Source organism: Aquincola sp. J276 (assembly GCF_024700035.1).
Lineage (GTDB): Bacteria > Pseudomonadota > Gammaproteobacteria > Burkholderiales > Burkholderiaceae_C > Aquincola > Aquincola tertiaricarbonis.
In genome coordinates, this window is sequence record NZ_JAJONC010000001.1 from 3,720,551 (window position 1) to 3,739,389 (window position 18,839).

Sequence of the window (18,839 nt, forward strand, 5' to 3'; positions counted from 1 at the left end):
CATGCAATTCACCGACCTGAAGGCGCAGTACGCGGCGCTGAAGCCCCGCATCGACGCCCGCATCCAGCAGGTGCTGGACCACGGCCAGTACATCATGGGGCCCGAGGTGGCGGAGCTGGAAGCGGCGCTGGCGGCGTTCGCCGGCACACGCCACTGCATCACCGTGGCCAGCGGCACCGAGGCGCTGCTGATTGCGCTGATGGCCGCGGGCATCGGCCCGGGCGATGAGGTGGTCACCACACCTTTCACTTTCGCGGCCACGGCCGAGACCATCGTGCTGCTGGGCGCGGTGCCGGTGTTCGTCGACATCGAGCCCGACACCTGCAACATCGACGCCCGGCTGATCGAAGCGGCCATCACGCCACGCACCAGGGCCATCATGCCGGTGAGCTTGTATGGACAAGTGGCCGACATGGACGAGATCAACGCCATCGCCGCGCGGCATGGCGGGCTGGTCGTGATCGAGGATGCGGCCCAGAGCTTCGGCGCGCGCTACGGCAGCAAGCGCTCCTGCGGCCTGTCGAGCTTCGGTGCCACCAGCTTCTTTCCCAGCAAGCCGCTGGGCTGCTACGGCGACGGCGGCGCGCTGTTCACCGACGACGATGCGCTGGCCCAGGCTGCGCGCGAGATCCGCATCCACGGCCAGAGCGCGCGCTACACCCACACCCGCGTGGGCGTCGGCGGCCGCATGGACACGCTGCAGTGCGCCGTGGTGCTGGCCAAGCTGGAACGCTTCGAGTGGGAACTGGCGCAGCGCGCGCGCCTGGGTGCCGCCTACCGCCAGGCGCTGGCCGACGTGCCCGGCCTGGGCCTGACCAGCGTGCGCCCGGACCGGGATTGCGTGTGGGCGCAGTTCACCGTTTTCATCGATCACGGCCGCGATGCGGTGGCCGCGGCGCTGAAGGAACAGGGCCTTCCCACCGCCGTGCACTATCCACGGCCGCTGCACCGCCAGCCGGCCTACGCGGCCTGGGCGCCCGCCGCCGGCTGCCCGCATGCCGACCGCGCCGCCGCGACCGTGCTGAGCCTGCCGATGAGCGCCGACCTGGCCGAGGCCGACCAGCAGGCGGTGGTCGCCGCGCTGCGCAGCGCGGTGGCTGCGACGCGTTGACCGCACCGGCCGTCGTGGGCCTGAAGCGCGCCACCTTCACGCTGCTGGCGGGCGGGCTGGCGGCCCAGGCCATTCCGCTGGCGCTGGGGCCCTGGCTCACGCGGCTGTACACGCCGGCCGAATTCGGCCTCTATCACCTGTTCGCCGCCGTGGCCGCCAACCTGGCGGTGGTGGCCTGCGCGCGCTATGAATTCGCCTTGCCGATGGCGCGCGACGACGAGGAAGCGACCGCATTGCGCGCGCTGTGCCTGTGGCTGCTGGCCGGCTGCACCCTGCTGTCGACCGTGGGTGGCGTGGCCTGGGCGGTGGGCATCGGCCACCCCTGGCCGCTGTGGCTGCCGCTGGCGGTGGCCGCACTGGGCGCGGTGTCGCTGGCGACGCTGCTGGCCACGCGCGAGCAGCGCTTCAAGGCACTGGCCGCGGGCCGGGTGCTGCAGCATGGCGGGGGTGCGGTCGCCCAGGCCGCCGCGGGCGTGGCGCAACTCGGCATCGCGGGCCTGATCGCCGCGCCGCTGCTGGCCGCGCTGGCCACCGCCGCGCTGCTGCGGCTGCGCTTGCGCGGCTGGCTCGAGGTCGGCCGCCCGCGGCTGCGCGATGCGGCGCGCCGGCACAAGGAATTCCCGCTGCTCAACACGCCGCACGCCTTCGCCGGTGCGCTGCAGGACACGCTGGCCGTCTCGCTGGTGGCGGCCACGCTCGGACCGGCGGCGGCGGGCTTCTGGGGCCTGACGCTGCGCTACCTGAAGGCGCCGGCCACGCTGGTGGGCGGTGCGGTGTCGCAGGCGCTGTACCCGCGGCTGGCTGCGGCTGGCGAGGGCCGGGCCACCGCCGCCGGCCGGGCCGACGTGCGGCGCGTGATGCTGTCGCTGGCCGTCGTTGCCACGCCGCTGGTGCTGGCGCTGTGGGTGGCCGCACCATGGGCTTTTGCGCGGGTGTTCGGGCCGCAGTGGCAGGGCGCGGGCGAGCTGGCGCGGGCGCTGGCGGTGTACATCGGCGTGCATTTCGTGGCCTCGCCGCTGGCGGTGGTCACGATGGCCTGGAACGCGCAGGCCTGGGCCTTAAAGCTGGCGCTGGTCGGGCAGGGCGTGTTCGTGCTGTCGCTGGCGGCGGGCCTGGCCTGGGGCGGCCTGCGCGGCGCCGGCTGGGCGGTGTCGGCCGGCATGGCGCTGTACTTCGGCTGGTACTTCTGGCGGCTGGCCACCTGGCCGGTGGTGTCGGCATGAACATCCGCATGCGCGCGGCCTTCAACCGCTGGCGGCGCCGGCTGCTGCGCCAGCTGCTGGGCCGCATCGTGTTCGGCGAACGCTCGCAGGGCCGCGACCTGCCGTTCACCCGCATCGCGCCCAGCGTGGTCATCGAGCACGAAGACCGGCTGACGCTGGGCGACCACGTCTACATCGGCCCCTTCTGCTACCTGGAAGCCAGCAGCGGCCTGACCATCGGCGAAGGCGTGCAGATCACCAGCCACGTGAGCATCGTCAGCCACAGTTCGCACCGCTCGGCGCGGCTGCTGGGCCGCGCCTTCGTCAGCTGGCAGGGCCCGCGGCCCGGCTGGGTGGGCGGCGAGGTGCACATCGGCCCCTACAGCTTCATCGGCCCGCACACGGTCATCGAGGCGGGCACCCGCCTGGGCCGCGGCACCCTGGTGCGCGCCGGCAGCGCGGTGCGCGGCGTGTTCCCCGACTTCGCGGTGCTGGCCGGCTGCCCCGCCCAGGTGGTGGGCGACACCCGCGACGCCGATACCGCCTTGCTCGAGCGGTACCCCGAAACCGCCCCGCACCGCGCACATTGGGCCGAATGAGTGCCTTGCGAATCGTTTTGCTGGGCGACGGCGACAGCCCGCACCTGCTGAAGTGGGCGCGGGCGCTGGCGGCCGAGGGCGTGGACCTGTGGGCGGCATCGAGCCGTGGCTTCCTGCCCGGCTTCGACGCGGTGCTGCCGCCCGGGCACCGGTTGGCGATGCACACCCGGCCGCGCTTTGGCGGCGGCAACCTGCAGGTGTTGCGCACGCTGCCCCGTCTGGCGCGCTGGCTGCGCGAGGTGCGGCCCGACTGGCTGCATGCCCACTACCTCACCTCGCACGGCACCCTGGGCTGGCTGGCGCAGGCCGGCCTGGGCGTGCCGGGCCGGCTGGTGGGCTCGGCCTGGGGGTCCGACATCCTGGTCACGCCCGACCGCCACCCGGCCCTGCGCTGGCTGACGAGCCGCGTGCTGCGCGCCTGTTCGCTGACCACCAGCGACAGCCTGCACATGGCCGCGCGCATGCAGGCCCTAGGCGCCGCGGAGGTGATGACCTTTCCGTTTGGGCTGGACGCACTGCCCGCGCCGTCCGAAGCCAAGGACGACCGCCTCTTCTTTGCCAACCGCGGCCTGGAGCCGATCTACCAGCCGCAGCGCGTGGTCGAGGCCTTTGCCGCCATCGCCGCCCACTGGCCCGATGCGCGGCTGGTGGTGGCCAACGACGGCAGCCTGCGCCATGCGCTGGAGCGCCAGGTGCAGAACGCCGGCTTGGCCGACCAGGTGCGCTTCACCGGCCGGCTGGATGCAGACGAGCAGGCCCGCTTGTATGGCCAGGCGCGCTGGTACCTGAGCCTGCCGGCCAGCGACTCGGTGTCGGTGTCGGTGCTGGAGGCGATGGCCCACGGCTGCATCCCGCTGCTGTCCGACCTGCCGGCCAACCACGAACTGGTGCGCAGCGGCAGCAACGGCCTGGTGCTGGCCGACGGCGCGTTGCCGGCCGCGCAGACCCTGCAGCCGCTGCTGGCGCGGGGCGGGGCCATCGCCAGCGACAATCGCGCCTGGGTGGCCGAACATGCCTTGTTCGCGCCTTGCGTGCGGCGCTTCCTGGCGCGGCTGCAGGCGCTGGACGATGCAGCCGCCGCCCGCGCAGCGCGATGAACATCCTCTACATCAACCACTACGCCGGCAGCCCCGCGCTGGGCATGGAGTACCGGCCCTACTACCTGGCCCGTGAGTGGGTGCGCGCCGGCCATGCGGTGCAGATGCTGGCGGCCAGCCATTCGCATGTGCGCGCCCGCCAGCCGCAGGAAGTGGGCGACACGCCGCGGGACGAGCAGATCGACGGCATCCGCTACCGCTGGTACCCCACGCCGGCCTACCAGGGCAACGGCCTGGGCCGGGTGCGCAACATCGCCAGCTTCCTGTGGCAGGTGCGGCGCGATGCGCGGCGGCTGGTGGCGCAGCTGCAGCCCGACGTGGTGATCGCTTCCAGCACCTACCCGATGGACATCTGGGTGGCGCGCCACATCGCGCGCCGGGCCAATGCGGTGCTGGTGTACGAGGTGCACGACCTGTGGCCGCTGTCGCCCATCGAGTTGTCGGGCATGTCGCCCTGGCATCCGTTCGCGATGGTGTGCCAGTCGGCCGAGGACGCCGCCTACCGCGATGCCGACGTGGTGGTGTCGATGCTGCCGCGGGTGCACGAGCACATGGCCGAGCATGGGCTGGACCTGAGCAAGCTGGTGATCGTGCCCAACGGCATCTCGCCCGACGACTGGCCCGCGCCTGGCACGCCCGGCCCCGCGCTGCGCGACGACGTGGCCCAGGCCCTGGCCGCCGTGCGCGCCGCGGGCAAGACGGTGGTGGGCTATGCCGGCTCCATGGGCCGCCCCAACGCGCTGGACACGTTGCTGGACGCCGCCCGCCTGGCCGACCCGGCGCTGCACTTCGTGCTGGTGGGCGATGGCCATGAGCGCCCGCGGCTGGCCCGGCGCATCGCCGACGAGTCGCTGGCCAACGTCACGCTGCTGCCGCCCATCCCCAAGGCGCAGATCCCCAGCTTTCTGCAGGCGCTGGACATCGCCTACATCGGCTGGCAGCGGGTGCCCATCTACCGCTTCGGCATCGCGCCCAACAAGCTGATGGACTACCTGATGGCCGGCTGCGTGGTGCTGCATTCGGTGGAGGCTGGCAACGACCCGGTGGCCGAGGCCCGCTGCGGCCTGACGGTGCCGCCGGAAGATGCGCAGGCCGTGGCCGATGGCCTGCGCACGCTGGCTGCGCTGCCGGCCGAGGAACGGGCGGCGATGGGCCGGCGCGGCCGTGCCTTCGTCGAGGCCGAGCACTGCTACCCGGTGCTGGCGCGTCGCTTCCTGGCCGCGGTATCGCGCAACGGCGCGATCGCGATGCATGTGCATGTCGCCTGACGATCTCAGCGACGCGCCCGCCCCGCGCAGCGATCCTGCGCAGCAGGGCGGTGCGCCGTCGTCCGAAGCAGACGGCATCGCGCAGCGCTATGCCCGCCGCACCGGGGCGGACCGCTACAGCCCGCTGCAGCCCGACGTGGCCTGCACGCTGCATGAACGCCAGCGCGCGATGCTGGCCTTGTGGCGCGCCGCGGGCTGGCAGGAGCTGGCCTCGCGCCGCATTGTCGAAGTGGGCAGCGGTGCCGGCGGCAACCTGCTGGAGCTGCTGCGCCTGGGCGCATCGCCCGAGCTGCTCACCGGCATCGAGCTGCTGCACGATCGGCATGCGCAGGCGCAGCGGCTGCTGCCCGCGGCCGTCACGCTGCTGCAGGGCGATGCCACGCAGGCCGACATGGCGCCGGCCAGCGTCGACATGGTGCTGGCCTCCACCGTCTTCTCGTCGCTGCTGCAGCCCGCCACACGCCAGGCCCTGGCCGCGGCCATGTGGCGCTGGCTGCGGCCGGGCGGCGCGGTGCTCTGGTACGACTTCACCGTCGACAATCCCCGCAATGCCGACGTGCGCGGCGTGACGCTGCACGAAGTGCAGGCGCTGTTTCCGCAGGGCCGCATCACCCACCGCCGCGTGACGCTGGCGCCGCCGCTGGCGCGGCCGCTGTGCCGGCTGCATACCTCGCTCTACACCGCCTTCAATGCCGTGCCGCTGCTGCGCACGCATGTGCTGGCCTGGATCGCCAAACCATGACCGCCGACGCCGACAAGCCCCCGTTCCTGCCCTTTGCGCTGCCCGAGATCGGCGACGAGGAAATCGCCGAGGTGGTGGACACGCTGAAGTCCGGCTGGGTGACCACCGGCCCCAAGACGGCCCGCTTCGAGCGCGAGTTCAGCGCCTTCCTGGGCGACGCGGGCCTGCACAGCATCGCGGTGAACTCGGCCACCGCCGGCCTGCACCTGGCGCTGGAAGCGCTGGGCATCGGCCCCGGCGACGAGGTGATCACCACCACCCACACCTTCACCGCCACCGCCGAGGTGGTGCGCTACCTGGGTGCCGACGTGGTGCTGGTGGACGTGGACCCGGCCACCCTCAACATCGACCCGCGGGCGGTGGAAGCCGCCATCACGCCGCGCACCAAGGCCGTGATGCCGGTGCACTTCGGCGGCCTGGCGGCCGACATGCCGGCCATCCTCGACATCGCCCGCCGCCACGGCCTGAAGGTGGTGGAAGACGCCGCCCATGCACTGCCCACCACGGTGGGCGGCCAGCTCGTCGGCACGCTGCGCAGCGACGCCACCGTCTTCAGCTTCTATGCCAACAAGACGATGACGACGGGCGAGGGCGGCATGCTGGTCACGCGCGACGAGGCGCTGGCCAAGCGTGCCAGGACCATGCGCCTGCACGGCATGAGCCGTGATGCCTTCGACCGCTTCACCGCCACCGTGCCCAGCTGGTACTACGAGATCGTGGCGCCCGGCTTCAAGTACAACCTGACCGACATCGCGGCATCGCTGGGCCTGCACCAGCTGCAAAAGGCCCGGCGCTTCCAGCAACGCCGTGCCGAGATCGCCGCGCTGTACCACGCCGGCCTGGCCGGCCTGCCGCTGCGGCTGCCGGCCGACGCACCGGCGGGCGACGAACATGCCTGGCATCTCTACACCGTGCGCCTGGCCGATGACACGCGGGTGAGCCGCGACCAGGCGGTGGAGGCGCTGTTCGAAGCCGGCATCGGTTGCAGCGTGCACTACATCCCGCTGCACCAGCAGCCCTACTGGCGCGAGCGTTATGGCCTGCGGCCCGAGCACTTTCCGCACAGCCAGAAGGCGTATGAGCGGCTGTTCAGCCTGCCGATCTACACCCGCATGACCGACGCCGACGTGCACCGCGTGGTGGCGGTGCTGCGCCGGCTGCTGGGCTGATGCCGGCCGTGGCCAAGCGCTTGTTCGACCTGATCGTGGCCAGCGTGCTGCTGCTGCTGATGGCGCCGGCCGGCCTGGCCGTGGCGCTGTGGATCAAGCTCGACTCCCGCGGGCCGGTGTTCTTCCGCCAGCAGCGCGTGGGCCGGCACGGGCGGCTGTTCCACATCCACAAGTTCCGCACCATGGCCCTCAGCCATGCGGCCGGGCCGTTGCTGACGGTGGGCGACGACCCGCGCATCACCCGCGCCGGCCGCTGGCTGCGCCGGCACCGCATCGACGAGCTGCCGCAGCTGATCGACGTGATCCAGGGCCACATGAGCCTGGTGGGCCCGCGGCCCGAGGTGCCGCGCTACGTGGCGCTGTACCCCGCGGCGCTGCGTGAGCGCGTGCTGAGCGTGCGGCCCGGCATCACCGATCCGGTGTCGCTGGCGCATGCCGACGAAAGCGAGCGCCTGGCCCGCGCCGCCGACCCCGAGCGCGAGTACGTCGACGTCATCCTGCCGGCCAAGCTGCAGGGTGCCGCGGCCTATGCCGAGCGCGCCACGCTGTGGACCGACATCGGCGTGCTGGTGCGCAGCCTGCGCGTGCTGCTGGCGCCCTGACGCGCCCAGGCCCGACCGAACCCATGGACACCCGCACCGTCTGGCACCGCCTCGACCACTTCCTGGCCCGCCTGCGCCCGCGCCGCGAGGCCTTGTCGCTGGCCATCGACGGCGCGGCCGTGGCCGTGTGCTGGAACGTCACCTACCTGTTCCGCCTGGGCTTCGAGCGCTGGATCAGCGCCCGGCCCGACTACGACTTCCTGGTGATGCTGGGCGTGGTGGCGGCCTACCTGGTGGCCTTCACCGTGGCCAAGGTGCCGCAGAGCATCTGGCGCTTCTCGGGCTTCGGTGAGGTCAAGCGGCTGACCGTGGCCTGTTTTGCCGCCGGCGGCGTGTCGGCCGCGGTGGTGGTCGGCCTGGGCCTGTACGGCGTGCCGCGCGCGGTGCTGGCGCTGCACCCGGCGGTGGTGCTGATGGGCGTGTGCCTGCTGCGCATCGCCTACCGCATGCTGTACGAGCACGCGCGCAACCACATCACCGGTGGCGAGGGGGAGATCCGCCGCGCGCTGGTGCTGGGCGCGGGCGAGGCCGCGCGCCGGCTGCTGGCCGGCATCCACCAGCAGGGCTGGACGGTGCTGGGCCTGCTGGACGACGACCCCGCCAAGCAGCGTGCGCGCATCAGCAACCTGCCGGTGGTGGGCACGCTGGACACCGTGCGCGACCGCGCCAAGCGCAGTGCCGCCACGCACCTGATCATCGCCATGCCTTCGGCCACGCCCGCTCAGCGCCGGCGGGCGCTGGACCTGGCGGCCGCCACCGGCCTGCCGGTGCTCACCGTGCCCTCGGCGCAGGAGCTGCTGGACAGCCGCACGGACGCGCTGCGCGTGCGCGACATCGAGCCGGCAGACCTGCTGGGCCGCGAGCCCGTGCAGCTGGACGAAGCCGGCATCGCCGAGACGCTGCGCGGCAAGACGGTGCTGATCACCGGCGCCGGCGGCTCCATCGGCAGCGAGTTGTGCAGGCAGGTGGCCCGCTACAAGCCGGCCCGGCTGGTGCTGTACGAGCAGAGCGAGTTCAACCTCTACACGGTGGAGCAGGAACTCACCGAAGCCTTCCCCGGCCTGCCGCTGGTGCGCCTGATCGGCGACGTGAAGGACCTGGCCCACCTGCGTCACACCTGCGCGCACTGGCGGCCGCAGGTGGTGTTCCATGCCGCGGCCTACAAGCACGTGCCGCTGATGGAGGAAGACAACGCCTGGGCCGCGCTGCGCAACAACACGCTGGGCACCTACCACGCGGCGCTGGCTGCGGCCGAGCACGGCGTGGAGCGCTTTGTGCTCATCAGCACCGACAAGGCGGTGAACCCGACGAACGTGATGGGTGCGACCAAGCGCGCGGCCGAGATGGTGATCAGCAGCCTGGCCGCCGAGCACACCGGCACCCGCTTCATGGCCGTGCGCTTCGGCAACGTGCTGGGCAGCAGCGGCAGCGTGATTCCCAAGTTCAAGGAGCAGATCGCCAAGGGCGGCCCCGTCACCGTCACCCACCCCGACATCATTCGCTACTTCATGACCATCCCCGAAGCCGCCCGCCTGGTGCTGCAGGCCGCCGCCATCGGCGAGAGCGGCCAGGTGCTGGTGCTGGACATGGGCGAGCCGGTGAAGATCGTCGACCTGGCCCGGGACATGATCCGCCTGGCCGGCCGCAGTGAGGCGGAGATCGGCATCACCTTCACCGGCCTGCGTCCGGGGGAGAAGCTCTACGAGGAACTGATCGCCGACGCGGACCACACGCTGCCGACGAAGATTGCGCGGGTGAGGATTGCGGCGTTGGGGAGTTGGCGGCCGATGGTCGCCTGTTGAGCTGGATTCGGCAAATCTGCGACACGCCCGGGTGGGATCGCAGCCGGGTCAGGGCAGAACTGCATGGTTTCGTTCCCGAGTACACCGCCAGATCGGAGAATTGATCGATCAAAACTTCAAAAGTGATCTGCAATGATCCGAGTGGCACTCATCACCGGCGTGACGGGGCAGGACGGCTCGTACCTCGCGGCGTTTCTTCTCGACAAAGGCTACGAAGTCCACGGCATCAAGCGCCGCTCGTCGCTGTTCAACACTGACCGCATCGACCACCTGTACCAGGATCCGCACGTCGACAACCAGCGCTTCACGCTGCACTACGGTGACCTGACCGACTCGACCAACCTGATCCGCATCATCCAGCAGGTGCAGCCCGACGAGATTTACAACCTGGCCGCGATGAGCCACGTGGCCGTTTCGTTCGAAGAGCCCGAGTACACCGCCAATGCTGACGGCATCGGCACCCTGCGCCTGCTGGAGGCCATCCGCATCCTGGGCCTGCAGAAGAAGACCCGCTTCTACCAGGCCAGCACCTCCGAGCTCTATGGCCTGGTGCAGGAGATCCCGCAGAAGGAAACCACGCCCTTCTACCCGCGCAGCCCGTACGCGGTGGCCAAGATGTACGGCTACTGGATCACGGTCAACTACCGCGAGGCCTACGGCATCTACGCCTGCAACGGCGTGCTCTTCAACCACGAGAGCCCGCTGCGCGGCGAGACCTTCGTCACCCGCAAGATCACCCGTGCCATCGCCCGCATTGCGCTGGGCCTGCAGGACTGCCTGTACCTGGGCAACATGAGTGCGCTGCGCGACTGGGGCCACGCGAAAGACTATGTCGAGATGCAGTGGATGATGCTGCAGCAAGACCAGCCCGAAGACTTCGTCATCGCCACCGGCGTGCAGTACAGCGTGCGCCAGTTCGTCGAGTTCGCGGCCAAGGAACTGGGCATCACCCTGGCCTTCAGCGGCGAAGGCGACCAGGAATTGGGCACCGTCACCAAGGTCGAAGCCGTCAACGGTGAGTTGAAGGCCAAGTGCAAGGTGGGTGACGTCATCGTCAAGGTCGACCCGCGCTACTACCGACCCACCGAGGTGGAGACGCTGCTGGGCGACCCCACCAAGGCCAAGCAAAAGCTCGGCTGGGTGCCCAAGATCACGCTGCCCGAGCTGGTCAAGGAAATGGTCGAGGCCGACTACACCGCCGCGCGGCGCGACAGCCTCGTCAAGCTGGCCGGCTTCCAGGCCTACGACTACAACGAGTGAGCATCACGATGGACCGCAACGCCCGCATCTACGTGGCCGGCCACCGCGGCCTCGTCGGCTCGGCCATCGTGCGCAACCTGCAGCGCGCCGGCTACGGCAACCTCATCCAGCGCACGCATGCGGAGCTGGACTTGACCGACGAACGCGCCGTGCGCCAGTTCTTCGAGCAGGAGAAGCCCGAGTACGTCTTCCTGGCTGCGGCCAAGGTGGGTGGCATCGTGGCCAACAACAGCTTCCCGGCCGAGTTCATCCGCGACAACCTGGCCATCCAGACCAACGTCATCCATGCGGCTTACCTGAACCAGGTCGAGCGGTTGCTGTTCCTCGGCTCCAGCTGCATCTACCCCAAGCTGGCGCCGCAGCCGATGAAGGAAAAGGACCTGCTTACGGGCCCACTCGAGCCCACCAACCGGCCCTACGCGCTGGCCAAGATCGCCGGCATCGAGATGTGCTGGAGCTACAACCGCCAGTACGGTACGAAGTACCTGGCGGCCATGCCCACCAACCTGTACGGCCCAGGCGACAACTACCACCCGACCAACAGCCACGTCATCCCGGCGCTGCTGCGCAAGTTCCATGAGGCCAAGCTGGCCGGCGCACAGGAGGTCACCGTCTGGGGCACCGGTACGCCGCGGCGTGAGTTTCTGTACTCCGACGACATGGCCGACGCCTGCGTGTTCCTGATGAACCTGCCGGACGACAAGTACCAGGCGCTGCTGGGCAGTGATGAGAGCAAGACCGGCCGCTTCGAGCCGCCGCTGGTAAACATCGGCGTGGGCGAGGACGTCACCATCGCCGAGCTGGCGGAACTGGTGCGACAGACGGTGGGCTTCGAAGGGCGCATCGTGTATGACACGAGCAAGCCGGACGGGACGCCGAGGAAGTTGATGGATGTGGGGGTGTTAGATTCGACGGGGTGGAAGGCGGGGACGTCCTTGATGGAGGGGCTCAGCCGCGCATACAGTGACTCCCTCGAGTTTGGCCGCCGCCGGAATTAGCGTTCGTCCGCCTTGTCGCCATAATTGGCCGGACCTCCGTGGCCAAGATCGGACGGTGGTGCGCCGATCCAGATGGGTTCATGGCTTCAAGTGCCGCACACGTGGCGCCTTATCGCAGTGTGTTGGCCGTAGCGGATCAAAGGTTGGAGCGCTTTGCGCTAGTCAGCACCGACAAGGCAGTGAACCCGACCAACGTAATGCGTGCTCCGATGCGGGCCGCCGAGAGCGTGATCAGCGCGACAGTCGCCGGACACCCGGGGAACTTGCTGCAAGGCGATGCGCTTCGGCAACCTGCTCCGCACCGGCGGCAGCGAGATCCCGGAGTCTCAGGAGCAGATCGCCAAGTGCGGGCTTATCGCCGTGACCCACCTACATATCATCCGCTACTTGATGACGATCCGCGCGGCGGCGTGTCTGGTGCTGCAGGCCGCGACAATCGCCGAGAGCAGGCAGGTGCGGGTGCTGGACAGGGCGAGCCGGTGCACATCGCCGATCCTGGCGCGGGACATGATCCGGCTGACAGGGCGCTGTGAGGGAGCGGTGGGGATCGTGTTCACTGGGTTGAGGTCAGGGGAGGAGTTTGAGGAGCTGATGGCTGATGCGGACCAGACGCTGCCGACCCACGTCGAGCGTCCTCGGATCGCTGGGCTGGGGCAGGCGGGTGCTGATGGGGCACTGATCGACTGGGTCACCAGTGCGGCGAGTCAGACGCTGTCCGCAAGGAAGCGCGTCGTCAGCGGCTTCGAGCGCTGCATTGCCGAATACGAGATGCCAAACGTCGGGCCCCGCGAAGAATCGGCGCCGCAAGGGAGTGCCGTTTGAGTCCCGTCCGCTGGAGCGCTCTGACGGCGTCGATCGCGCTGGCCGCCAGCGTGGTCAGCGCCACGATCGGTTTGGCTGCTACCGCGGGTGGGCGCCAATGGCTGCATCGCGTCGATGCGTCGGTGTTGGGCGAGCGCGCGATGGACACGATGGCACGTCTGCGCTCGAACGAAGATTGGTCCACAGCCGAGGCGCTGCGGCCCGGCCAGGACTACGATTGGATGCGCGCCGGCGGCACGCCGATGCGCGTAGCACATGCACTCGGGGAGTCGGGCTCAGTCACCGCCAACACGTTGGCTGCCGCGAGCCGCGCATACGCGGCTGGCTTTCGCCTGCTCGAAGTCGATCTCGTCGACGACAACGGCGAACTGCGTTGCCAGCACGATCCGGGGCCGCAGGGGGATCTCGTCCAGGACGGCTGCACATTCGACGCGTTGATTGCGGCTGTGCCGCCGGACGCCTGGCTGGTGCTGGACATCAAGACAGATTTCGCGACTGTCGGACAGCAGATCGTGGATCGCGTGTTGGCCACCGGTGACGCCCGCCGGATCGTGTTCCAGCTATACCGGCCCGACGATGTGGCGCTGTTCAATCGCTGGCAGGCGCGGATGAGTGCGCAAGCCCCTTTGCCGGGTCCAATCCTGACCGCATACCTCGCGCATCGGCGCATCGATCATGTCGCCAAGCACGCGGCACGTATCGGCGTGAAGGCGTTCACCTTGCCGTTGGACCGGCTGCCGGCGCTGTCCCAAAAGGCGGCCAGCGGGGTCGTGCTTGTGCACCCAGTTCACAATTGCACCACCTGGGCGCAGGCGCTGCTCCGTGCTGACGGTGCCTACACGCTTTCGTCGCTGCATTGCGGCTTGCCTTCCTCGATCAGGTCTCCATGAGTTTCGGTTTCCAGGCCCGCCGAGCGACGAGTGCACACCCCGCGGCGCGCATGTCATCGCGATCATGGCTCGCCGTCCGGTTCTTGTGCATCGTCGTGGTTTTGCATGCGCCGTCGTGGCTCACGGCATGGATCTTCCACGCGCCGTTCGCTGAGGAGCGGCCACTGTTCAATCTCGACTTGTTGGCAGCTGCGGCGCTGGCTTGCGTGTCGACGCTGGCGGGCGGCGCCGCGCTGCTGCTGGCTTGGGCGGCAGACTTCATCCGGTTGGCGGCGAAGAACTATCACTTCATGTCGGCGCTGGACTTCGTCGATGCGGCGCGCTTCGCCGACATGCTGAACCTGCAGACATTCCTGTCCGCATCGGTGCTCGGACTGGTACTCGGTTTCCTAGCGTGCGTGTGCCTGGTACTGCGGCTGGCGCGGCGCTCGACGCGGCTGGCTTGGCCGCTCTTGTGCCTGTCGGTGCTGGCTGCGGGGTGCGACATCGCCAATGGGTCCTTCCATGTCTTTGGTCTGGACAAGGACAGCCGCATCGTCAGCATGAATTTCGCCGGCAGCCCGGTGTGGAACGTGTGGCGTTCGGAGCGGCAGAGCCTGATGGCCGGTGGGCCGCTTACGGCGATGCAGGACCCGGCGACGTTCCGCGCATTGCAGGACTGGCAGGGGGCCCATCCGGGGCGTACCTCGATGCTGGTGCTGGTTGAATCGATGGGGCTGCCGCGCGCCCCGGGACTGCAGGCATGGCTGACGCAGCGGCTGGCGACGCCGCGCATGACGGCTCGCTGGGACATCCAGTTGAGGAACGAGCAATTCGTCGGATCGACCACCTCCGGCGAACTGCGCACGCTGTGCGGGCTGCAGGGGCACTACACACGACTGGATGAGGAAACCGCCTCTGGATGCCTGCCGCGGCAACTGGCGACCCGGGGAGTGATCGGCATCGGCATTCACGGATTCGGGCTTCGGATGTTTGATCGCGCTGAGTGGTGGCCCAAGATCGGGCTGACACCTTGGCATTGGCCCATTGGCGACGCGACGGTGCCGATGAATTGCAACCAGGCCTTTCCGGGCGTTTGCGACAGTGAAGTGCTGGAGCAGGCCGTGAAGCAGGCGCAAACGCCGGGGCGGTTCGTCTATGCATTGACCCTCGACACGCACCTGCCGCTGGATCTACGCGCAGCGGCACCGTTGCCTCCGGCGTTACGCAGCGCGTGCGCCGTGTCAGCGACGCCGGAGCAGGCCTGCCAACTAGTGAATAAGCTGGGCGACCTACTGGCACACTTGGAGTCCACGTTGGCCGCATCGGACGCGACGCCGTTTCTGGTCGTCGTTGGCGATCACATGCCCCCATTCGGCGAGGTGACCAACCGGGAGGCCTTTATCGCGCACCGCGTGCCGATGTTCGTAATAACGCCTCGTTGAAAGCAGGCCTTTTAAGCGCCAGCGCTTCAGCGATCGCATTCGTAGATCGCCGTGATCCTGTTCATGCGGGCTGACAGCGTGTAGTTGGCCAGTATCTTGGACCGGGCCTTGACAGAGAAGCGAGAGCGCTTGCCGGCGTCGTCGACGAGATCGATCAGCGCCGCCGCTAGGGCCTCGTCATCGTCCACCGCGAATAGCCGCCCGTCGCTTCCGTCCTCAACAAGGTGCTGATTGCCGGGAATGTCGCTGGCGACGACGGGCACGGCGGACGACATGGCCTCTAGGATCGCCAGTGGCATTCCCTCCCAACGCGACGGCAGCACCATCACATCGAGCGCCTTCAGGAGTTCGGGCACGTCGCTGCGCCAGCCGAGGATGCGGATGCGGTCCGCGTGGCCGGAGGCCTCGATCGATGCGACCAGTTCGGAGCGGAATTCGCCGTCGCCGACCATGAAGAAGCTGACGTTGCGCCGCTGCGCAGTCACGCGGATCGCGGCGCGGACGAAGCATTGCGGATTCTTCTGGAGCCACAGGCGGCCAACCATGCCGACAATGACGTGCTCCGGCGCTTGGATTCCAAAAGCCGATTGCCGCAATGCTTGGCGTCGCTCGGGCGTCGCCGGCGCGTAGGTGTCGACATCCACGCCGTTTGGAAGCAACGCCAGTCGATGCTCGGGCACGCCAAGCAGGTTCCGGGCGATGGCCGCGTCAGCATCGTTGAGCACGATCATTCGGTCTGTGACGCGCCCTGCGCGCCTTTCCAGGAACTTAAAGATGGCTTTGATCGCCCGGCGAGGCTCGGCGGGAAACGCGTAGCCGTGGACGGTGTGGACGATGATGGGAACCCGCGCAGCGCTCGCGGCAAGGCGCCCCAAGATGCCGGTCTTGGACGAGTGCGTGTGGACTATGTCGGGGTGTTCAGCGCGAAAGAAGTCGCGCAGGGCGACGTAGGCTTGCACGTCGCGCTTGGGGGGAAATGGCGCGTTCGAGCTCGGGGATCAGGTGCACGCGCACGCCGATCTTGCGAAGTCGCTCGGTGAACTCGCCCTCGCACTTGCAAACGGCAACCCGGTCATATCGCGTCGGATCCAGCTGCGCCAGTTCATCGAGCGACACCTTCTGCACGCCACTCATCAGAGGCAGCAATTGCAGATGGACGATTTTTTTGCGAGCAGTCATGAGGGAGGTATTCATTGCAGGCATGCGAGTGCAATGCGCGTCGCGGCCGTTGACCGGCATAGGGTCGGGCAGTTTCAGGCGCGAGTCGGCCGTGGCAGCATCACGCCGGCCTCGGTCAATACGCGGACGAGGCTCAACGCCGCGTTGTGCCACGTAAAAGTCTCCGCGCGCACGCCGCCGGCACGGCGAAGGTCCTCAAGCCAGGCGTCGTCATGCAGCGCACGCTGCATGGAGGCGCGGATGTCTGCTACTGAGTGCGGATCAAAAAGGCGGCACCGCTGCCGCATATCTCTGGAATGGACGCGGCGCGCGCAGCGAGGACGGGGCAGTCACAAAACATCGCCTCCACGGGCGGCAAGCCAAAGCCCTCGTAGATGGACGGAAAGATATAGACGCGCGCGTTGCTATACAGCGCCTTGATCTCGGCGTCGGTGAGACGCCCAGCGCGCACGATGCGGGGGTCTTCACGGGCTGCGTCAGAGCTGTCGGCGAAAACAGTGGCATTGCTACCCCCCACAACGACGAGTCTTGCATCCGACTCTTGCAACCCGGCGAAGGCCTCGATGAGGCGTGCGAAGTTCTTGTTGGGGTTGGCGCTGCCGACGGCCAGAAAGTACCGACCGGACTCGACTCCGAGCTTGCCGAGCACCGTGGAATCGGCAGGCTGGCGGCGCATGTGGTCGGCTCCGCAATGGACGACGTCGATCTTGTCGGCGTCGATGCCCAGGTGGTGAACGAGCCGTTCCTTTGAAAACCGTGAGACCGTGAGCACGCGGCGGCTAAGGCGGCCCTGCGCATAGAACAGCAGGCGGTACCAGCGAACGAAGTTGGCGCTGAACGAAGTCGGCACGTCGAAGACGGCGGTGTCGTGAAAGGTGCAGACCTGGCCGAACTTGATCAGCGGGGTACTACCGGCGAGGTTGATCAGCAGTGCACCGCGTGCGGCCCAGGGCAGGTGAACTTGTTCCCAGAGATGCAGGTTGCCCGAGGGAATCTCGCGTATCCGGATTCGGCGCAGCGTGGGCAGCGGCTGGATGCGCTGGGACGGCACGAGCAGGACGACTGGGCTGGGCACAACGCAGGAGCCGTCTGCTAGCAAAGCATCGAAGGCCTGCAGCAGTTCAATCGCGTAGCGTTGCACGCCTGTCAAGGATTGGGCGAGGAATTTGCCGTTGATGTACACAATCTGGTGGATGGCTCTAGTAGTCGATCGGTGCAATGTCTTAGGGACGGGCGAGGCGCTTAGCTACCGCGGCCCCCATGACGGCCCGGCTAGCTAGTAGCCAGAGTCCGAAGATCGCCGCGACGTAGAGCAGCGAGCCTAGGATGTTGCTGTGGATACCCTCGTTGACAAGTTGCATTGGAAACGTAAACGCCATCAGTGCAAGGGCTTGGGCGCGTAGAGATCCGCGCAGCAAGGCCTGCTCATACAGTCGAGAAAGGCCGGCCAGTGCCGTGCCGATCAGGAATACCCCGGCCCAACGGAGATTCATATAGGCCTCTAACATAGCGGAGGAGTAGACGTTGACGCCGTCTGCGAACGCATACGGCTTGACCAGTTCGGTCACATAGGCGGCCGTTAGCGGAGGTTTATCCGGCCAAATGTTCCGCGGTACGGCATGCAGAAACGCATAGACGTAGGACATGCCGCCCTCAAACTTCAAACGTCCCAGGCGGGCCAGTTCAAAGCCGTCCGCCATCTGGGGCAGCATATCCATTCGGCCCATGAAAACTTTGAAGATCAATTCTCGGTCTTCTACAAGGGTGATCAACGTTTCACTATAGACATTGAGGCTGCCGACCTGGATGTCACGCACTAGCCCAAAGAACGCTACGATAAAGATGAGCAGCGGGCCCAATAGCACAAGATAGAGCATGCGGACCCGGCGCACATATAAGTGGCACAGCAAAAGGTGAATTAGTGCAGTGGAAACCAGCGTGAAGCGGGCCGCGCCCACCACGGCCTCGAGGATGACGATCAAGGTTAATGTTGTGGCCGTGCGTCGGTACAGACGATGCTTGTAGGCCAGCAGAAGCACGAGAAAATAGCTGGCAGTCGCCAGGGTCGGGATTTTAAAGAGGTATGACGCGCCCGCGTTCTGCGTGGTTTGGGCTAGCTCTAGCGCTGTCTCGCCACCCCCCACTGCCATCAGCAGCAAAATATTGAGCGCCTTAAACGCGAAGAACGACGTTACCAACCAGATGTACAGCCCACGTGATCCCGGTAACTTTGGGCTAGGGGTCACATGTAGCAGCCTTTGTGTAGGCCACAGAAGCTGTCCGGCGACATAACCAAGCAAGAATACTAGCGACGAGAGCAGTGCCATTTGCATTGGCCGTGCGGGAGCCTCATCGAACACGGCTAGCGCCTTCAAGACGATGTAGAAGAGAAAGTCGACCGTTACCCAGAAGGCACATGAAAACAGGAAGCGATGAGAACTGCCGGTGTTCGATGCGATCACACTCAAGAGCCCTACGATTGCCCAAAGCAGCGCCTCCGTCAGTCGGTCGTCACCTCCGTTGATGCCAAAGTCGAGCAGTGCGTAGCCACAGCCGGTGAACAGCGCCGCTGCCAGCCAGAGCATTCGAGTAAAGAACGGGTCGCGCCCGGCCAGCGCCCGCTGCCGCCTCTGTGGGGCAGCGTCAGAGCGAAGTGCGGCGCCAGTCATTGGGC

The 18,839-nt window shown here is 67.9% G+C and carries 18 protein-coding genes and 2 pseudogenes; 15 read left to right on the forward strand and 5 right to left on the reverse strand.

Annotation, left to right across the window (positions count from 1 at the left end; all coding sequences use genetic code 11):
• Position 1 precedes the first annotated feature (1 nt).
• The 15 genes and pseudogenes from LRS14_RS17345 (at position 2) to LRS14_RS17410 (ending at position 14,986) form a co-directional block, all read left to right on the forward strand.
• Complete coding sequence (locus tag LRS14_RS17345; protein WP_257800306.1) at positions 2 to 1,111, forward strand: DegT/DnrJ/EryC1/StrS aminotransferase family protein; 1,110 nt, start codon at positions 2 to 4, stop codon at positions 1,109 to 1,111.
• Complete coding sequence (locus LRS14_RS17350; RefSeq protein ID WP_257800307.1) at positions 1,108 to 2,334, forward strand: lipopolysaccharide biosynthesis protein; 1,227 nt, start codon at positions 1,108 to 1,110, stop codon at positions 2,332 to 2,334. The genes LRS14_RS17345 and LRS14_RS17350 overlap by 4 nt, the downstream gene beginning before the upstream one ends.
• Positions 2,331 to 2,912 (forward strand): acyltransferase, encoded by a 582-nt coding sequence (locus LRS14_RS17355; protein WP_257800308.1) that lies wholly within the window; start codon positions 2,331 to 2,333, stop codon positions 2,910 to 2,912. The genes LRS14_RS17350 and LRS14_RS17355 overlap by 4 nt, the downstream gene beginning before the upstream one ends.
• Positions 2,909 to 4,009: a glycosyltransferase gene (locus LRS14_RS17360; RefSeq protein ID WP_257800309.1), complete on the forward strand. Its 1,101-nt coding sequence runs from the start codon at positions 2,909 to 2,911 to the stop codon at positions 4,007 to 4,009. The genes LRS14_RS17355 and LRS14_RS17360 overlap by 4 nt, the downstream gene beginning before the upstream one ends.
• A complete protein-coding gene (locus tag LRS14_RS17365) occupies positions 4,006 to 5,277 on the forward strand; it encodes a glycosyltransferase family 4 protein (protein WP_257800310.1) in 1,272 nt (423 codons plus the stop codon). Before LRS14_RS17360 ends, LRS14_RS17365 begins: the two co-directional genes overlap by 4 nt.
• Positions 5,267 to 6,019 (forward strand): class I SAM-dependent methyltransferase, encoded by a 753-nt coding sequence (locus LRS14_RS17370; protein WP_257800311.1) that lies wholly within the window; start codon positions 5,267 to 5,269, stop codon positions 6,017 to 6,019. The genes LRS14_RS17365 and LRS14_RS17370 overlap by 11 nt, the downstream gene beginning before the upstream one ends.
• Entirely contained in the window at positions 6,016 to 7,188 is a 1,173-nt protein-coding gene (locus LRS14_RS17375; protein ID WP_257800312.1) for a DegT/DnrJ/EryC1/StrS aminotransferase family protein, read from the forward strand. The genes LRS14_RS17370 and LRS14_RS17375 overlap by 4 nt, the downstream gene beginning before the upstream one ends.
• A gap of 8 nt (positions 7,189 to 7,196) precedes the next feature.
• Positions 7,197 to 7,790: a sugar transferase gene (locus LRS14_RS17380; RefSeq protein WP_257800313.1), complete on the forward strand. Its 594-nt coding sequence runs from the start codon at positions 7,197 to 7,199 to the stop codon at positions 7,788 to 7,790.
• Positions 7,791 to 7,813: 23 nt separating this feature from the next.
• Complete coding sequence (locus LRS14_RS17385) at positions 7,814 to 9,592, forward strand: nucleoside-diphosphate sugar epimerase/dehydratase (protein WP_257800314.1); 1,779 nt, start codon at positions 7,814 to 7,816, stop codon at positions 9,590 to 9,592.
• Between the two features lie 132 nt (positions 9,593 to 9,724).
• On the forward strand, positions 9,725 to 10,852 hold the full coding sequence (gmd, locus tag LRS14_RS17390; protein WP_257800315.1) for a GDP-mannose 4,6-dehydratase: 1,128 nt from the start codon (positions 9,725 to 9,727) through the stop codon (positions 10,850 to 10,852).
• Between the two features lie 8 nt (positions 10,853 to 10,860).
• Complete coding sequence (locus tag LRS14_RS17395) at positions 10,861 to 11,850, forward strand: GDP-L-fucose synthase (protein WP_257800316.1); 990 nt, start codon at positions 10,861 to 10,863, stop codon at positions 11,848 to 11,850.
• 80 nt (positions 11,851 to 11,930) lie between these two features.
• Positions 11,931 to 12,077: pseudogene (locus LRS14_RS30715) on the forward strand (polysaccharide biosynthesis protein); the annotation flags it as partial.
• Between the two features lie 37 nt (positions 12,078 to 12,114).
• Positions 12,115 to 12,672 (forward strand): annotated as a pseudogene (locus LRS14_RS17400) (polysaccharide biosynthesis protein); the annotation flags it as partial.
• A complete protein-coding gene (locus LRS14_RS17405; RefSeq protein WP_257800317.1) occupies positions 12,669 to 13,562 on the forward strand; it encodes a hypothetical protein in 894 nt (297 codons plus the stop codon). The pseudogene LRS14_RS17400 and the gene LRS14_RS17405, both read left to right, overlap by 4 nt.
• Complete coding sequence (locus tag LRS14_RS17410; RefSeq protein WP_257800318.1) at positions 13,559 to 14,986, forward strand: hypothetical protein; 1,428 nt, start codon at positions 13,559 to 13,561, stop codon at positions 14,984 to 14,986. Before LRS14_RS17405 ends, LRS14_RS17410 begins: the two co-directional genes overlap by 4 nt.
• Before the next feature lie 26 nt (positions 14,987 to 15,012).
• Here the strand turns inward: LRS14_RS17410 and LRS14_RS17415 are convergent, their stop codons facing one another.
• From LRS14_RS17415 to LRS14_RS17435, 5 genes are read right to left on the reverse strand one after another with little or no spacing between them, the layout of a single operon-like run.
• On the reverse strand, positions 15,013 to 15,945 hold the full coding sequence (locus LRS14_RS17415) for a glycosyltransferase family 4 protein (protein WP_257800319.1): 933 nt from the start codon (positions 15,943 to 15,945) through the stop codon (positions 15,013 to 15,015).
• Positions 15,905 to 16,180 (reverse strand): hypothetical protein, encoded by a 276-nt coding sequence (locus tag LRS14_RS17420; protein WP_257800320.1) that lies wholly within the window; start codon positions 16,178 to 16,180, stop codon positions 15,905 to 15,907. Before LRS14_RS17420 ends, LRS14_RS17415 begins: the two co-directional genes overlap by 41 nt.
• 59 nt (positions 16,181 to 16,239) lie before the next feature.
• Entirely contained in the window at positions 16,240 to 16,395 is a 156-nt protein-coding gene (locus LRS14_RS17425) for a hypothetical protein (RefSeq protein WP_257800321.1), read from the reverse strand.
• 17 nt (positions 16,396 to 16,412) lie between these two features.
• Entirely contained in the window at positions 16,413 to 17,348 is a 936-nt protein-coding gene (locus LRS14_RS17430; RefSeq protein ID WP_257800322.1) for a glycosyltransferase family 1 protein, read from the reverse strand.
• A gap of 40 nt (positions 17,349 to 17,388) precedes the next feature.
• Positions 17,389 to 18,834 (reverse strand): O-antigen polymerase, encoded by a 1,446-nt coding sequence (locus LRS14_RS17435; RefSeq protein ID WP_257800323.1) that lies wholly within the window; start codon positions 18,832 to 18,834, stop codon positions 17,389 to 17,391.
• Between the last annotated feature and the right edge of the window lie 5 nt (positions 18,835 to 18,839).

Excerpts from the sequence above, each read along its gene's own strand:
- LRS14_RS17345 (WP_257800306.1), top strand. The coding sequence starts at position 2 with ATGCAATTCACCGACCTGAAGGCGCAGTACGCGGCGCTGAAGCCCCGC.
- LRS14_RS17355 (WP_257800308.1), top strand. The coding sequence starts at position 2,331 with ATGAACATCCGCATGCGCGCGGCCTTCAACCGCTGGCGGCGCCGGCTG.
- LRS14_RS17360 (WP_257800309.1), top strand. The coding sequence starts at position 2,909 with ATGAGTGCCTTGCGAATCGTTTTGCTGGGCGACGGCGACAGCCCGCAC.
- LRS14_RS17365 (WP_257800310.1), top strand. The coding sequence starts at position 4,006 with ATGAACATCCTCTACATCAACCACTACGCCGGCAGCCCCGCGCTGGGC.
- LRS14_RS17370 (WP_257800311.1), top strand. The coding sequence starts at position 5,267 with ATGTCGCCTGACGATCTCAGCGACGCGCCCGCCCCGCGCAGCGATCCT.
- LRS14_RS17375 (WP_257800312.1), top strand. The coding sequence starts at position 6,016 with ATGACCGCCGACGCCGACAAGCCCCCGTTCCTGCCCTTTGCGCTGCCC.
- LRS14_RS17385 (WP_257800314.1), top strand. The coding sequence starts at position 7,814 with ATGGACACCCGCACCGTCTGGCACCGCCTCGACCACTTCCTGGCCCGC.
- gmd (WP_257800315.1), top strand. The coding sequence starts at position 9,725 with ATGATCCGAGTGGCACTCATCACCGGCGTGACGGGGCAGGACGGCTCG.
- LRS14_RS17395 (WP_257800316.1), top strand. The coding sequence starts at position 10,861 with ATGGACCGCAACGCCCGCATCTACGTGGCCGGCCACCGCGGCCTCGTC.
- LRS14_RS17410 (WP_257800318.1), top strand. The coding sequence starts at position 13,559 with ATGAGTTTCGGTTTCCAGGCCCGCCGAGCGACGAGTGCACACCCCGCG.
- LRS14_RS17420 (WP_257800320.1), bottom strand. The coding sequence starts at position 16,180 with ATGAATACCTCCCTCATGACTGCTCGCAAAAAAATCGTCCATCTGCAA.
- LRS14_RS17425 (WP_257800321.1), bottom strand. The coding sequence starts at position 16,395 with ATGCAGCGTGCGCTGCATGACGACGCCTGGCTTGAGGACCTTCGCCGT.
- LRS14_RS17435 (WP_257800323.1), bottom strand. The coding sequence starts at position 18,834 with ATGACTGGCGCCGCACTTCGCTCTGACGCTGCCCCACAGAGGCGGCAG.